A 14902-nucleotide genomic window follows, 5' to 3' on the forward strand; every position below is an offset into this window, starting at 1 on the left:
TCTTGCGCTAACCAGGCGGGTAAAGTAGCCTGAGTTAAATTTCACCTTCGGTACGAGCCATCTTCATGTTAAAGCGCGTTTTTTACAGCCTGTCTGTCCTGGTCGGCATACTGCTGTTGGTCGTGCTTGGCCTTGACCGCTGGATGAGCTGGAAAACCGCCCCCTACATCTTTGACGATTTGCAGGATCTCCCCTATCGCCAGGTCGGCGTGGTGCTGGGCACAGCCAAGTACTATCGCACCGGGGTCATTAACCAGTATTACCGTTACCGTATTCAGGGCGCGCTGAACGCCTATAACAGCGGCAAGGTGAACTACCTGCTGCTAAGCGGGGATAACGCCCAGCAAAGCTATAACGAACCGGTGACGATGCGTAAGGATCTGATTGCCGGCGGCGTTGACCCGGCAGATATCGTGCTCGATTATGCCGGCTTCCGCACGCTGGACTCCATTGTGCGCACCCGCAAAGTCTTCGACACCAACGACTTCATCATCATCACCCAGCGCTTCCACTGCGAGCGTGCGCTGTTTATCGCGTTGCATATGGGCATTCAGGCCCAGTGCTACGCGGTACCGTCGCCAAAAGATATGCTCAGCGTGCGCGTGCGTGAGTTTGGCGCTCGCTTCGGTGCTCTGGCTGACCTCTACATTTTTAAACGCGAACCGCGCTTTTTAGGCCCGCTGGTGCCCATCCCAACCATGCATGAAGTGCCGGAAGATGCGCAGGGATACCCGGCAGTACGACCGGAGCAGCTGCTGGAGTTGCAGAAGAAACGCTAAACCCCGTGGGGTGGCGGCTTCGCCTTACCCGACCTGCCATCGCGATTTTGTAGGCCCGGTAAAAAAAAGCCCGCTACATGAGCGGGCTTTTTCACATCACTTCTCTTATTTCTTACGCGCGTATTTCAGGGAGTCCAGCGCTACCGCGAAGATGATAATCGCGCCCTTGATAATGTACTGCCAGTAAGGGTTTACGCCGATATAGGTCAGACCGTAGTTAATCACGGTGAAGATGATCACACCGGTTACCACGCCGATGACGGTACCGACACCGCCGCTGAAGGAGACGCCGCCGACCACGCAGGCCGCAATCGCATCCAGCTCATACATAAAGCCGAGGTTATTGGTGGCAGAGCCGATACGCCCCGCTTCCAGCATCCCGCCAAACGCGTAGAACACGCCGGACAGGGCATAGATCATCAGCAGGTTCAGCGCCACGTTCACGCCGGAAACTTTCGCCGCTTCCGGGTTCCCGCCGATGGCGAAGATGTTCTTACCGAAGCGCGTTTTGTTCCACAGCACCCAGACGAAGGCCACCGCAATCAGCGCATAGAAGGTGATGTACGACAGGCGGAAACTGCCCATCGCAATAAACCCTTGCGTGAAGGTTGAGAAGCCGCTGTCGAAGCCCGAAATGGGGGAAGCGCCAACAAAGTCGTAATAAAGGGAGTTGATACCGTAAACGATGATCATCGTACCCAGGGTGGTGATAAACGGCGTCACGTTCAGGTAAGCGATGATGATACCGTTAATCAGGCCGATGATTGCCCCGATGGCGCAGACAATCAGGATCACCACGAAAATCGGCATGGTTGCCATTTCCGGGAAGACCTTGTTGGCGTTTTCCATCGACTGCAGCAGCGTTGCCGCGATAACCGCCGCCAGGCCCACCTGACGCCCTGCCGACAGGTCTGTCCCCTGGGTGACGATAAGACCCGCCACGCCCAGCGCGATGATAATACGCACGGAAGACTGGGTCAGAATGTTACTCAAGTTCAGCAGACTTAAGAACGTAGGGTCCTGGAAAATAATAATGGCCAGCAAGACTAAAAGAACAACGTAAATACCGCCTTCTTTCAGGTAAGTGAGAAAACTTTTTTTATTTAACGCACTCATGAGGAGCCCCTGATCTTAAAGGTGCAAAGACGCAAGACGTAAAATTTCGTTTTGCGTTGTCGTTTTGGTGTCAACAATTCCGGCAACGAGACCATTGCTCATGACCAGAATACGATCTGTGATCCCTAACAATTCCGGCATTTCGGAAGAAATAATAATGATCCCTTTATTCTTTTTCGCCAGTTCAGCGATCAGCTGATAAATCTCAAACTTTGCACCCACATCGATACCGCGGGTGGGTTCATCCAGCATCAGAATTTCTGGCTGAGTCAATAACCAACGACCAATAATCACCTTCTGCTGGTTACCACCGGAAAGCGAACCGATTTGCGTACGGTGGCCCGGCGTTTTCACGCGCATGGAGTCAATAACCCACTGGGTATCGCTTTTCATGCGGGAATTATCCAGCAGACCGATTTTACTTTTGTAGTTACGGATATTGGAGATCAGCGAGTTAAAATTAATATCCAGATAAGCATAAATGCCGGTTGAGCGACGCTCTTCCGTCACCAGCGCAAAGCCGTGATTAATGGCTTCGTTGGCGTTGTGGTTATTAATTTTTTTGCCGTGCAGCGTAATAGTGCCGCCGGATTTTTCGCGAATACCAAACAGCGTTTCCACAATATCGGTGCGCTTGGCGCCGACCAGGCCCGCGATCCCCAGAATTTCGCCTTTATGCAGATCGAACGACACGTCACGAATCGACGGCTGGCGCAGCGAGGTGAGGTTACGCACCTCAAGGATCACTTCGCCCGGCGTGTTCTCTTTGTCCGGGAAGCGCTGGTTCAGGGAGCGGCCCACCATCATGGCGATGATTTTGTCCATGTCCAGCCCTTCCAGCGGCTGGGTGGCAATCCACTGGCCGTCGCGCAGGATGGTAATTTCGTCGCATAGCTGGAAGATCTCTTCCATCTTATGCGAGATATAGACAATACCGCAGCCGCGGTCTTTCAACTTACGAATAATGGTAAAAAGGTGGTTAACCTCTTTTTCCGTTAATGAAGATGTGGGTTCGTCCATAATGACGATTTTGGCGTCATAGGAGAATGCTTTCGCAATTTCGATCATCTGCATCTGGGAAACGGATAATGTTCCCACGCGGGCGCGCGGATCGATATCAATATCCAGCTCGTCGAATATGGCTTTGGTGTCGCGATACATTTTATCCTGATCGACAAATACACCTTTGGTGGGATAGCGGCCCAGCCACATATTATCCATAACCGACCGTTGCAGTACCAGGTTCAGTTCCTGGTGAACCATTGAGATACCGTTTTCCAGCGCCTCTTTCGCCGAATGGAAATCGATCTCTTTCCCCTGAAAAAGAATGCTGCCAGAATCTTTTTGATAGATCCCAAAAAGACATTTTAATAACGTTGATTTACCCGCACCGTTCTCCCCCATCAGGGCATGAATAGAGTGAGGACGCACTTTTAAATTAACGTTATCGAGTGCCTTTACGCCGGGAAATGACTTGTTGATACCGCTCATTTCCAACAGGTATTCACCGGACGACTGAGTAGTTGTGCTGACCATAATTATACCTTGTTGGCCTCGCATAGCGCGTTATAAATGGGCGCAACGAATTGCGCCCAGTGGAGACAGGTTAACTCACTTATTTACCGATAAACTCAGCCAGGTTGGACTGGTCTACGCCCACGTAAGGTACGCGAACGATTTTGTTTTCAATTTTCCAGTTGGTACCCTCAGCGGCACCTTTACCGTCGGCCAGGTTTCTCGCCAGATCGAAGGTGGCTTTCGCCTGGTTGTTGGCATCGTTCAGCACGGTACCGGCCATCGCGCCAGATTTCACCAGCGCCAGCGCTTCTGGCAGAGCATCCACGCCGAACACCGGGATGGAAGATTTGTTGTGTGCTTTCAGCGCTTCTACCGCGCCCATTGCCATCGCATCGTTGTTGGCGATAACCACTTCGATTTTGTTGGCGTTCGGACCAGAGAGCCACGCGTCCATCTTATCTTTCGCCTGAGCGGTGTCCCACATGGCGGTATCTAACGCCAGCTGCTGGGTTTTCAGACCTTTGTCGTTCAGCTCTTTGATAACGTAGGTGGTACGTGCTTCAGCATCCGGGTGGCCCGGTTCGCCTTTCAGCAGAACGAACTGAATCTGACCGTCTTTGTTCAGATCCCAGTTCGGGTTTGCCGCCCAGTGTTTAGCAATCAGGTCGCCCTGGATAATACCGGACTCTTTGGAGTCAGTACCGACGTAAAACGCTTTGTCATAGCTGTCCAGCGCTTTACGGGAAGGTTCTTTGTTGAAGAAGACGATTGGCACGTCCTGGCCGCGTGCTTTCTCAATTACCGTGCCTGCTGCAGCCGGGTCAACCAGGTTGATTGCCAGCGCTTTCACGCCTTTTGCCAGCAGCACGTCAATCTGATCGTTCTGTTTGGACTGGTCGTTCTGGGAATCATTCATCAGCAGCTGAACATCTGGCGCTGCCTTAGCATCTTTTTCAATTGCTTTACGCACAACAGACATGAAGTTGTCGTCGTATTTATAAATGGTCACGCCAATACGGGTATCCGCAGCGTGTGCAGCTGCACCAAAAAGCATGCTTGCCATTACAGCAGACAGAATCAACACCTTCTTATTCATGGTATCTCCGGTTTTTTTTATGCAGGGTAGTTCTTGCGAATAACGGTCGGCGGGCAGATGTTAAATAAACGTTACTGGCAGCCGAAGTTCACTGATAAACTTTCTATCTTCCGTGATCGGTAAGGCTCCAGAAATGCGTTTTTTTAGATGTTTACGGCACGTTTGCTATGGTCAAAGTGAATAATCACCGTTACATAGCGTTTCAGCCCCTAAAACGCTGACATCATAGTCAGCGGCTTGTTAAGATACTGTGAATTTACTCACAGATTGAAAACGGTTACATCACTCTGTGTAATCAGTTAGTGATCGGAGCCACAATTTGCCGAATGGATACCGAATGACGACGCACTAAAGTCGGCATGAAACAGTGGGTTGCACCCGCATCAAGCATGCCTGCTGCGCCCTGTAACGCCAGCTCCGTCGCCAGTTTTGCCATGGAGGCAATGGGGTAGCGAACCGTTGTCAGCTGCGGGTCGGTGTAACGCGCGATAGGAATATCATCAAATCCTATCAGCGATAAATGCTGTGGCACCGCAATACCGTTGTCTTTCAGGGCGGTCAGCGCCCCCGCCGCCATGCTGTCGTTATAGGCAAAGACGGCAGAGAGCTGAAGATTACGTCCCAGCAGCTCGACCATCGCGGCCTCGCCTCCCTGCATGTCCGGCGTACCCGTGCCGATCCAGCTATCCAGCGGGACAATGCCCTGCTCTTTCAGCGCGTTTTGCCACCCTTCCCGGCGCATATCGTCATCTTCAATGTGATGGCTGGAAGCCAGGTAACCGACGCGCTGATGGCCGTTGTTTATCAGCATCCGCGTCGCCATCATTGCGCCGCTGACGTTATCCAGCCCGACGCAGCGATGGGCATAGCCAGGGACAATCCGGTTGATCAGCACCATGCCGGGGATCTGCTCCATAAACCCGGCCAGCTCCTCATCGCTGAGCGCTTTTGAGTGCACGATTAAGGCGTTACAGCGCTGGCGGATCAGCACCTCAATGGCATAGCGCTCTTTTTCCGCCTCGTGATAGCTGTTGCCAATCAGCACGTACTTCTGATGCTGCTGCGCGACAACGTCCACCGCTTTGACCAGTGCACCAAAAAAAGCATCTGACACATCCATCACCACCACGCCAATGGTGTCGCTGACCTGGGTCGCGAGCGCCTGAGCATTGGCATTGGGTCTGTACCCCAGTTGGGTGACGGCTTTTACAACGGCTTCACGCGTTTCAGGGCTGACCAGCGCGCTGTTGTTCAGCACGCGAGAGACGGTCGCTACGGAAACGCCCGCCAGACGGGCAACGTCACGAATGGTGATCATGTTCACCATCCTTCAAAGGATTGCAGCAACTCACAGACACCCCCTGTGTTTAGCAAGGAGGCTATTCTGGCAGCGAGCGGAAGGGGACTACGTGAAGAAGGTCACACAGATGAAAACGCTTACATCCGTTTTGTTAATGATTGTGATCCAGATCGTTATCTGGTTGTATTACTCAATGATACACCCGACGCAAGTGCGGTTAATTGACGCCATACCCACTCCAGCGGTCCCTGGCGGAAATAGCGCAGCCAGATAACGGAAAACGCCAGGTTCACGGCCCAGACCGGAATAACGAACGCCAGGAGCGTCAGCCGGTCGGATTTCATAAACAGGCCAAATCGATAGAACAGCGTGGTGCAAATCAGCGTCTGAAGGAGGTAGTTGCTGAGCGCCATGCGGCCTACGCAGGCCACGGCGCTGACGATCCACAGCCGGCTAAGCTGTGGCCAGAAACCGTAGATCAGCGCCGCATAGCCGATGGTCTGAAACGGCGCGCTCAGCTCACGTGGAGCCTGAAGCAGGAAGGCACACCAGCGGTAGTTCCACGCCAGATGCCACTGCATCACGACCGCCGGGAGATTGATCAGCAGGCCAAGCAGCACCAGCCCTGCCCCTGTCAGACGATAATGACTTGGGCTGAATTCGCCTTTCAGCCAGCCGGTGCGCATCAGCGACGCGCCCATCAGCATCATTCCCGCCAGCTGCCAGCCGTACTGTGCGCCCAGCGCAATGAGATTGTCGCCCAGCATATCCGCGCGATTGCTTATCGCCTCGGTGCCGCCTTTAAGCTTCCAGAACTGTTCGTACTGAAGGTGAGCCGCGTCCGGGATCCACGCGCGGTTGGTTGAATCGCCCGAAATAAGACCGAGCAGCACCAGCACGCCCAGCCCCATGACGTACAGCATCACGCCGGTGTTAAACAGGCTTTTGACGCTGGGCGCATCGCGAATCAAGCGCCAGCAGATTAGCCCCACCAGCCCGTACGCCAGCAGAATATCGCCGTCCCAAAAGAACAGCCCATGGATAAAGCCGAGTATAACCAGCAGCGTCAGGCGCGCCTGGATCCAGCGCGTGCCGCGCCTGAGCAACAGCTGAAGGCCCGCGCCAAACAGCAGGGCAAACAGCGTCAGGAATTTGACCTGGGCGAAGAGATCGAGCACCGCCCAGGTCCAGGCATCGCTGCGAGCGATCTCGCCATACCAGGCCGGATTGAGGTAGGCCGCCTTCGGCAAACCGAAGGCGTTAATATTGAGCAGCAGGATACCGAGAATGGCGACGCCGCGAACAAAATCGAGCGTGACGTTTCGCTCCATGGTTCCTGCCCTGCCTGATTAGTTGTGGTGACGTACGGCGCGCAGAAACTCCTGGCGGGTATTCTGGCTGGATTTAAACAGGCCTCCGAGCGAGGTGGTGGTGGTCGCGCTGGTGGCGTCACGTACGCCGCGCGCCTTAACGCAGTAATGCACCGCGTCTATAGAGACGGCCACGTTGTTGGTGCCCAGCAGAGTCTGCAGCGCGGTAAGGATCTGCTGCGTCAGACGCTCCTGCACCTGCGGGCGCTGGGAGAAGAACTGCACGATGCGGTTGATCTTGGACAGACCAATCACCGTGTCTTTCGGGATGTACGCCACGGTCGCCTTGCCGTCGATGGTTACGAAGTGGTGCTCGCAGGTGCTGGTCAGGGTGATGTCGCGCACCGTCACCATTTCATCAACCTTCATCTTATTTTCAATGACGGTGATTTTAGGGAAATTGGCGTAATCGAGGCCGGAGAAAATCTCGTCGACATACATCTTGGCAATGCGGTGCGGCGTTTCCATCAGACTGTCGTCGCTCAGGTCGAGATTCAGCAGTTGCATGATCTCGGTCATGTGCCCGGAAATCAGACGCTTGCGGGTTTCATTATCCAGCTCCTGAACCGGCGGGCGCAGTGGCGTTTCAAGACCGCGCGCAACCAGGGCTTCATGGACCAGGGCAGCTTCTTTACTGAGTGATGACATTTTTTTCTCCTGCAGGTGTGGCTTCCTTCTGCCCTCGTTGTGGCAAAAGTGTGCGCTCATTGTGCGTGAGGTGACGCACATAATCCAGTATTCACGATGATAATTATTGCAATTGCCGCTGCCTTTCGGCCTGACGGTTCCACACCAGCGCGCCGCCAATGAACAAGGCGACCCCGGCCAGCCCCAACGCTGGCTCCAGCTGATGGGTCAGCCAGGTGGAAATAGCGGAGGTGACCGGACCAATCAATTGACCGATTGCATAGCCGGTGGTCAGCAGCCCCGCCATATAGCGCGTATGGTTCGGCGCCAGCTCGCGTCCATAGAGTAAGGAAAGCTGAACCGCACACAGGAAGCCGCCGCCCACCAGCAATCCGCCCATCAGTAGTCCGCTGAGGCCGGGTAACAGCCAGGCCGCCAGCACGCCTGCGCCCTGCAGCCACAGGACGATGGCCAGCCTGCGGTTCGAGGTGGAGAGATGACGCAGGGCGATACTGAGCGCAATGCCCAGCACGGCGGCAGCACCAAACAGCGGCCAGACAAACTGCGCGAAGACGCTGCCGGGGAATCGCACGGCCGCCATTTGCGAGAGAAAGGTCGCTGGCAGGATGTAACCGAATCCCGCCAGGCTGTAGCTCCAGACCAGCCGTTTCAAATCCGTGGTCAACGTGAGTGGCTCAGGCGCCGTGCCGGGTCGATGGAGCTGACCCGCACGCGGCAGATACCGCGCCACCAGCGCGATAAGCACCAGCGCCAGCACGCCATAGATTTGCCAGGCCGCCCCTGCCGACAGCCCCTTCGCCTGAATATAGACCGCCAGCAGTCCGCTCAGGGCGATACCCGCCCCCGGCCCGGCGAAGACCGCCGCGCTCAGGCCCGGCTTACCCAACTGGCCCAGACGCTCGTTGGTCCAGGCGGCAATCAGCACCATTGACCAGCCGCTCATGCAGCCGATGACAAAGCGCAGCAGTCCGTGGACGAGCGCATTATCCGCGGCGGCGGAAAGGAGCGTCAGCGCAACCGCGCCGGCCATGCCCAACCAGAGACGCGTTTCCACGAAGCGATGGGCGCGCATGGCATCCCAGGCCCCTACCAGATAGCCCAGGTAGTTCATCGCCGCCACCAGCCCCGCGCTGGTCAGCGTGAGTTGCCCGGCGGCAATCATCAGCGGCACCTGAGGCGTAAAGGCAAACCGCCCGATGCCCATGGCAACCACCAGAACCACAAATCCGCTGAGCGCGATACGCAGCGCCATGATCACTCCAGTTGTTAAAGAAAAGTAAATTTATGATGCAGTATCCCGCCGTGAAGCGGAAGTGAAAGTTACTCACAGGTCAATGAAAACTCTGTATTATGAGTTTGATGAATCGTTTTTCGTATAAGGAGCCCTGCATGGAACTGCTCGAAGAGCACCGTTGTTTTGAAGGTCGACAGCAGCGCTGGCGGCACGACTCCACCGTTCTGAACTGTGCTATGACGTTCAGCATTTTTCTGCCACCGACGGAAAATCCCCCCGTTCTGTTCTGGCTGTCAGGCCTGACCTGCAACGACGAAAACTTCACCACCAAAGCCGGGGCGCAGCGGGTCGCCGCTGAGCTGGGTATTGCACTGGTCATGCCGGACACCAGCCCGCGCGGTGACGAGGTTACCGACGATGCCGGCTACGATTTAGGCAAAGGCGCAGGCTTCTACCTCAATGCGACCCAACAGCCCTGGGCGAACCATTACCGCATGTACGATTACATCCGCGATGAACTGCCCGCGTTGATTCAGGCAGAGTTTGCGGTGAGCGAGCGTTGTGCAATTAGCGGTCACTCGATGGGCGGCCACGGCGCGCTGATCATGGCGCTGAAAAATCCGGGGAAATACACCAGCGTGTCGGCATTTGCGCCGATTGTGAACCCTTCTCAGGTGCCGTGGGGGCAAAAAGCCTTTACGCACTACCTGGGTGAGGACGCTGAACAATGGCAGGAATGGGACAGCTGTGCGCTGATGCTGGCGAGCGATTCGGCGGATGCGATCCCCACGCTCGTCGACCAGGGCGATGCGGATCAGTTCCTCGCCGGTCAGCTGCAGCCTGCGCTGCTGGCAGAGGCCGCACGTCAGAAAAACTGGCCGCTGACCCTGCGCATTCAGCCGGGGTACGATCACAGCTATTACTTTATGGCGTCCTTTATTGAGGATCATCTCCGCTTCCATGCGGCGCATTTAATGGGATAAGTGCGCCCTTTGTTGCCCGGTGGCGCTTCGCTTACCGGGCCTACAAATCCCTCGAATGTAGGCCGGGTAAGGCGCAGCCGCCACCCGGCATTAAAGCGACATCAGAACTTATAATCCACGCCCACAAAGTAGCGACGACCATCTTCCGTGTAGCTGTAATCGTCACGGCTGAGGTCTTTATCCAGCAGGTTCTGCACGCCCGCGCGCAGCTTAACGGCTTTCGTTGCCTGCCATGACGCACCCGTGTTCCACACGACATAGCCACCCGGCGTCGCGGCACCGCTGGTTAAGGCGCGTTTCTCGCCGGTATAGTTGCCCTGTACGTAAAACGCCCAGTCCTGCGTGGCTTTCCAGTCAACGGTTCCGTTTGCCGTATGGAACGGCAGTTCGGACAGCGGTTTGTTGCCGCCATTGCTGATATCGCGGCCATCGTTATAGGTGTAGTTCAGCGTGACTTTCCAGTCTTCCGCCACCGGGAATTTCAGTTCAGTTTCCACACCCCGGATGCGCGCCTTGTTAACGTTGTAATAGCGGAAAATAGGCTCGCCATCGGCGTTCAGACCAACATAGTTCGGGTAGCTTTGCGCCTGATCGACGTTAGCCGTACGGCTGATACTGATACGATCGTCTACGTCGTTCTGGAAGGTGGTGATGCTCGCCTGCACACCCTCTAACCAGCCCTCTTCCCCGCTATAGTAGAGACCGAGTTCGAAACTTTCGCTGGTCTCAGGCTTCAGATCCGGGTTACCGACAATCTCACACGCCCCGCGGCACGAGCCGGTGATCCAGTCCGGGCTAAGCTGCAGCAGAGACGGCGCTTTAAACGCGGTGGCCCAGCCCCCTTTCACCGTTACCGTATCCGTTGCGTTATAGACCAGATAGGCACGCGGGCTCCAGTGGTCGCCGTAGGTTTCGTGGTCATCCATACGAATACCGGTGGTCAGCGCCAGCGGCTCAAAGATGCGCCACTCGTCTTCCAGGAAGAGCGCGTACTGGCTTGCCGAGGTATTGCTGCTGGAGCCGCCCGTGAGGTTGACCGGATCTTTCAGCTTATCGTGACGCCACTCGCCGCCAAAGGTCAGCAACTGGTTGATTTCACCCAACGGCAGCACATATTTACCGTCAACAGCGTTGCTCTCGGAGGTAATCGCATTGGCGTTGCCGGGATTTTTGTTATCCACCTTCTCGCCATACACTTTCAGCTCGCTATTGCCCACGCCCCAGCGGCCATTGTGGCTCAGGGAGTAGTTCTGGCGCTCGAGACGGTTTTTATCGAGGGAGTCGGAATCGCGATCCTGGCGGTCGAAGCCGTAGCCCGCGGTGAAGTCGTGGTTCTCCGTTGGCGTCCAGGCGAACTCGACGTTGGCATCACGGCTGGTGAACCCTTCAATACGCGGAGTTTCACCGGTGGAAGAGGTAGAAGATGACTGCTGGTCGTCTTTTTCGCGTTTGGACAGGCTGCCGTAGGCTTTCAGCCCCAGCACACCGTCTACCAGTGGACCGCTGGTATAGAACTGGCCGTTATAGGTATCACCGCGATCGCGATGTTCCTGAATGGTTGAATCCGCACTGAGGGTACCGGTCCATTTCTGGCCGATCTTTTTGGTAATGATGTTGACCACGCCGCCCAGCGCATCTGACCCGTAAAGCGAGGACATCGGCCCGCGCACCACTTCGATACGCTCAATGGCATCTACAGGCACCCAGTTCAGGTCGAAATCGTTATGGCGGAACACCGCGTTACGCGAACTCACGCGCTTACCGTCGATCAGGATCAGCGTATAGCTGCTGTCCAGCCCACGAATGCTGACGCCTTTACGGTTATCCCCTTCGTTAGTGAGCTGCACGCCCGGCACATCCTGTAACACATCTTTCAGGTTCTGAACCGGCTTACGCTTCAAATCTTCCTGGGTAATCACGCTGATACTGGCGGGCGCATCCTTCAGGTTTTGCTCAGTAGCCGAGGCCGTGACAACCAGCGTGTCGCCGGATTCCGCCGCTACAACAGGCAGTGCCAGGGACATAGCGGACGCACAAAGGCCTCCCCTGACGATGGGATTCAACCTAAACATTCCATATCTCCATGAGGTGAACACAACTAAATCAATGAATTATTGCTCGCAATGCCCATCATGCCGCCCACGTCTGTGGCGGGTCGGCTGGCGCGTTATCATTTTTGATAACGATAAAGCAAACGATAACTATTATCAATTTAATTGTTAAAAATTATATCCGTTCTGCATACTGTGGAGATAAAAAAGCCCGCTCGAGTGAGCGGGCTGAAAGAGAGGAACTGCGGTTATTTTTTGAATCGTTCCGGGAAATCCATTTCGCTATAGCGAACGAAACGTGTGCCTTTCACCAGTTTGTAACCAAACCAGATCGCCAGGAACAGCGGAATGCCGATGTAGGTCGCCATCACGCCGCCCCAGTCGATGGTGTCAGACAGGAACGCCTCATAGTTCTGGCCAAGCGTAATGATCAGGCACAGAACAAAGGCAAAAATCGGCCCCAGCGGGAAGAACCCTGAGCGGTACGGCAGGTCATTGATGTCGTGCCCCTGCATCACGTAACCACGGCGGAAACGATAGTGGCTGATGGCAATCCCCAGCCAGGCGATAAAGCCGGTCATACCCGAGGTGTTGAGCAGCCACAGGTAAACGGTCTGGTTACCGAACATCGAGGTCAGGAAGCAAAGGCCCGCGATTACCGTGGTTGCGTACAGCGCGTTACGCGGTACGCCGCCGCGAGAGAGTTTAGCAAAAATACGTGGCGCTTTACCGTCGCAGGCCAGGGTGTAGAGCATACGGGTAGAGGCGTACATACCGGAGTTACCCGCAGAGAGTACCGCGGTCAGGATAACGGCATTCATCACCGCTGCCGCCGAGAGCAGGCCAGCATGCTGGAAGACCAGGGTGAACGGGCTAACGCTGATGTCTTTCACGTCATTACGCAGCAGGCTCGGATCGGTATAAGGAATGATCAGGCTGATAATCAGAATGGCGAACACATAGAACAGCAGGATACGCCAGAACACCTGACGCACCGCGCGCGGAATGTTCTTCTCCGGATCTTCAGATTCACCAGCCGCGATGCCGATAAGCTCGGTTCCCTGGAAGGAGAAGCCGACGATCATCGCCACGCCAATCATCGCCGAGAAGCCCCCGGCAAACGGCGCATCGCCTATGGTCCAGTTGCTCCAGCCCGCCGGCTCTGCCCCTTTGAAAATGCCGACGATCATCGTCACACCGACGACGATAAAGATGATGACGGTCGTCACTTTGATCAGAGAGAACCAGTATTCCGCTTCACCGAAGCCGCGAACGGAGATGTAGTTCAGCAGGAAAATCACCGCCAGGAACAACGCACTCCAGATCCAGCCGGGCGTGTCCGGGAACCACCAGGTCATCACCAGCTGTGATGCCACCAGGTCAACGGCGATGGTTACCGCCCAGTTGTACCAGTAGTTCCAGCCCAGCGCAAAGCCGAAGCCTTCTTCGACATACTTTTGCCCGTAAGTGGAGAAGGAACCCGAGACCGGCATGTAAGCGGCCAGTTCGCCCAGACTGGTCATCAGGAAGTACACCATCAGGCCAATCAGGATATAAGAGAAGAGTGCCCCGCCCGGGCCTGCTGCCGAAATCGTTGCGCCAGAGGCAACGAAAAGACCTGTACCAATGGAGCCGCCAATGGCGATCATCGTCAGGTGACGCGCCTTGAGTTCGCGACGTAGCGCGGGCGCTTCTGTGGTTTTATTTTCTGAAACCATGTGAAAATGCTGTCCATTTATTAAATGAGGCGCGATTGTAGCAGACGATCCCCGTTCCTTCCGGCAGAAATCCCCAGTTATAAGAGAGCTTCATGACGCGGCCGGGATTATAAGTAAAGCATAAAAACAGGGGCTGAAAATCGCGCGTAGCCCCGGTCAGCGTAGCGCCACCGGGGAGGGTTACATCTCGCAGTAGCGTAAAAAACGCTGCAACGAACTGGAAAGGTGTTTCTGACGATGATGGATGCACCACAGCGTGCGCACCAGTTTTGGCAGTGGAACAGGGATTTCAACCAGCGTACCCGCCTCGAGTTGTTCAGCAATCACCCGCCGCGAAAGACAGCTGATACCCAACCCGTGACGCACCGCATGTTTAATGGCTTCGGAATTTCCCAGCTCCATCCCCAGTTGAAACTGTGGCAGATGGGAGAGCAGCAGGTAATCCACGATTTCGCGCGTGCCGGACCCCTGCTCACGCAAGATCCACTGGGCCTGCGCCAGGCGCTCGAGCGTCACCTCGCCCTGTAATAACGATGAGGCTGGCGAAGCGAACACCACCAGTTCATCCTCCAGCCAGGGTTCAGCAATAATGTCGACGTTGTGGCACGGCCCTTCGATAAGACCAATGTCTACGCGAAAATCGATTACCGCATTGATCACGTCCTGACTGTTGCCGACGCTCATCTCCAGCGGCAGGGCCGGGAAGTCGCGGCGGTAGCGGGCAATGACCTCGGGCAGAATGTAGTTGCCGATGGTGCTGCTGGCATAAACGCGGATCGCGCCGTTGTCCTCGCGGAACAGCTGTTCGATTTCCGTCGCCTGCTCCAGCAGCGCCAGCGCGCGCGGATATAAAAGTCGACCGTGTTCGTTCACCACCAGCCGCTTCCCTACCCTGTCGAAAAGCTGAACGCCCAGCTGCCCTTCGAGATCGGTTAACGCAGCGCTGACGGCAGACTGCGAAAGCGACAGCATTTGCGACGCCTGTGTCGTCGAGCCGCTTTTCAGCACTTCCGCAAACACTTCCAGCTGACGCAAAGTAATGTGCATGGTTGCTTACCACTTATAAAGATTGATTATAAATATATAATC

The 14902-nt window shown here is 55.5% G+C and carries 12 protein-coding genes; 2 read left to right on the plus strand and 10 right to left on the minus strand.

What is annotated here, in order from left to right:
- The first annotated feature begins 65 nt into the window (after nt 1-65).
- Nucleotides 66-779, plus strand: coding sequence for an outer membrane permeability protein SanA (sanA, locus tag QLG21_RS02400; RefSeq protein WP_006176416.1), 714 nt, complete (start codon nt 66-68; stop codon nt 777-779).
- A gap of 105 nt (nt 780-884) precedes the next feature.
- Here sanA and mglC read toward each other — a convergent pair whose 3' ends face one another.
- From mglC to QLG21_RS02435, 7 genes are all read right to left on the minus strand, one after another.
- Nucleotides 885-1895: a galactose/methyl galactoside ABC transporter permease MglC gene (mglC, locus tag QLG21_RS02405; RefSeq protein ID WP_006176417.1), complete on the minus strand. Its 1011-nt coding sequence runs from the start codon at nt 1893-1895 to the stop codon at nt 885-887.
- A 15-nt stretch (nt 1896-1910) separates the two neighbouring features.
- Nucleotides 1911-3431, minus strand: coding sequence for a galactose/methyl galactoside ABC transporter ATP-binding protein MglA (mglA, locus tag QLG21_RS02410; RefSeq protein WP_042320270.1), 1521 nt, complete (start codon nt 3429-3431; stop codon nt 1911-1913).
- A gap of 79 nt (nt 3432-3510) precedes the next feature.
- Nucleotides 3511-4509 carry a galactose/glucose ABC transporter substrate-binding protein MglB gene (gene mglB, locus QLG21_RS02415; RefSeq protein ID WP_282483825.1) on the minus strand — a complete coding sequence of 333 codons (999 nt, stop codon included), beginning with the start codon at nt 4507-4509 and terminating at the stop codon, nt 3511-3513.
- 295 nt (nt 4510-4804) lie between these two features.
- The gene (gene galS / locus QLG21_RS02420; protein WP_042320612.1) at nt 4805-5827 is read right to left on the minus strand and encodes an HTH-type transcriptional regulator GalS; all 1023 of its coding nucleotides are present in this window, start codon (nt 5825-5827) and stop codon (nt 4805-4807) included.
- 155 nt (nt 5828-5982) lie between these two features.
- Nucleotides 5983-7140 carry a DUF418 domain-containing protein YeiB gene (yeiB, locus tag QLG21_RS02425; RefSeq protein WP_282483826.1) on the minus strand — a complete coding sequence of 386 codons (1158 nt, stop codon included), beginning with the start codon at nt 7138-7140 and terminating at the stop codon, nt 5983-5985.
- A gap of 18 nt (nt 7141-7158) precedes the next feature.
- On the minus strand, nt 7159-7827 hold the full coding sequence (folE, locus tag QLG21_RS02430; RefSeq protein ID WP_042320272.1) for a GTP cyclohydrolase I FolE: 669 nt from the start codon (nt 7825-7827) through the stop codon (nt 7159-7161).
- 103 nt (nt 7828-7930) lie between these two features.
- Entirely contained in the window at nt 7931-9079 is a 1149-nt protein-coding gene (locus QLG21_RS02435; RefSeq protein ID WP_102890471.1) for a YbfB/YjiJ family MFS transporter, read from the minus strand.
- 137 nt (nt 9080-9216) lie between these two features.
- Between QLG21_RS02435 and fghA the strand changes: the two genes are divergently transcribed.
- Nucleotides 9217-10044: an S-formylglutathione hydrolase gene (gene fghA / locus QLG21_RS02440; RefSeq protein ID WP_137849391.1), complete on the plus strand. Its 828-nt coding sequence runs from the start codon at nt 9217-9219 to the stop codon at nt 10042-10044.
- 101 nt (nt 10045-10145) lie between these two features.
- Here the strand turns inward: fghA and cirA are convergent, their stop codons facing one another.
- The 3 genes from cirA to yieE all read right to left on the minus strand — a co-directional run bounded on the left by cirA (nt 10146) and on the right by yieE (nt 14860).
- Nucleotides 10146-12116, minus strand: coding sequence for a catecholate siderophore receptor CirA (gene cirA / locus QLG21_RS02445; RefSeq protein ID WP_282483827.1), 1971 nt, complete (start codon nt 12114-12116; stop codon nt 10146-10148).
- A gap of 227 nt (nt 12117-12343) precedes the next feature.
- On the minus strand, nt 12344-13813 hold the full coding sequence (gene lysP / locus QLG21_RS02450) for a lysine-specific permease (RefSeq protein WP_282483828.1): 1470 nt from the start codon (nt 13811-13813) through the stop codon (nt 12344-12346).
- A gap of 180 nt (nt 13814-13993) precedes the next feature.
- Nucleotides 13994-14860, minus strand: coding sequence for a DNA-binding transcriptional regulator YeiE (gene yieE / locus QLG21_RS02455; protein WP_006176427.1), 867 nt, complete (start codon nt 14858-14860; stop codon nt 13994-13996).
- Nucleotides 14861-14902 lie beyond the last annotated feature (42 nt).

Origin of the sequence: Enterobacter sp. V87_3 (genome assembly GCF_029967835.1) — a bacterium.
In the GTDB taxonomy this organism is placed as follows: domain Bacteria; phylum Pseudomonadota; class Gammaproteobacteria; order Enterobacterales; family Enterobacteriaceae; genus Enterobacter; species Enterobacter cancerogenus.

What these genes read in the sequence shown, in the direction of transcription:
- mglC (WP_006176417.1), bottom strand. Translation starts at nt 1,895, where the DNA reads ATGAGTGCGTTAAATAAAAAAAGTTTTCTCACTTACCTGAAAGAAGGC.
- sanA (WP_006176416.1), top strand. Translation starts at nt 66, where the DNA reads ATGTTAAAGCGCGTTTTTTACAGCCTGTCTGTCCTGGTCGGCATACTG.
- cirA (WP_282483827.1), bottom strand. Translation starts at nt 12,116, where the DNA reads ATGTTTAGGTTGAATCCCATCGTCAGGGGAGGCCTTTGTGCGTCCGCT.
- QLG21_RS02435 (WP_102890471.1), bottom strand. Translation starts at nt 9,079, where the DNA reads ATGGCGCTGCGTATCGCGCTCAGCGGATTTGTGGTTCTGGTGGTTGCC.
- lysP (WP_282483828.1), bottom strand. Translation starts at nt 13,813, where the DNA reads ATGGTTTCAGAAAATAAAACCACAGAAGCGCCCGCGCTACGTCGCGAA.
- mglB (WP_282483825.1), bottom strand. Translation starts at nt 4,509, where the DNA reads ATGAATAAGAAGGTGTTGATTCTGTCTGCTGTAATGGCAAGCATGCTT.
- galS (WP_042320612.1), bottom strand. Translation starts at nt 5,827, where the DNA reads ATGATCACCATTCGTGACGTTGCCCGTCTGGCGGGCGTTTCCGTAGCG.
- mglA (WP_042320270.1), bottom strand. Translation starts at nt 3,431, where the DNA reads ATGGTCAGCACAACTACTCAGTCGTCCGGTGAATACCTGTTGGAAATG.
- yieE (WP_006176427.1), bottom strand. Translation starts at nt 14,860, where the DNA reads ATGCACATTACTTTGCGTCAGCTGGAAGTGTTTGCGGAAGTGCTGAAA.
- folE (WP_042320272.1), bottom strand. Translation starts at nt 7,827, where the DNA reads ATGTCATCACTCAGTAAAGAAGCTGCCCTGGTCCATGAAGCCCTGGTT.
- yeiB (WP_282483826.1), bottom strand. Translation starts at nt 7,140, where the DNA reads ATGGAGCGAAACGTCACGCTCGATTTTGTTCGCGGCGTCGCCATTCTC.
- fghA (WP_137849391.1), top strand. Translation starts at nt 9,217, where the DNA reads ATGGAACTGCTCGAAGAGCACCGTTGTTTTGAAGGTCGACAGCAGCGC.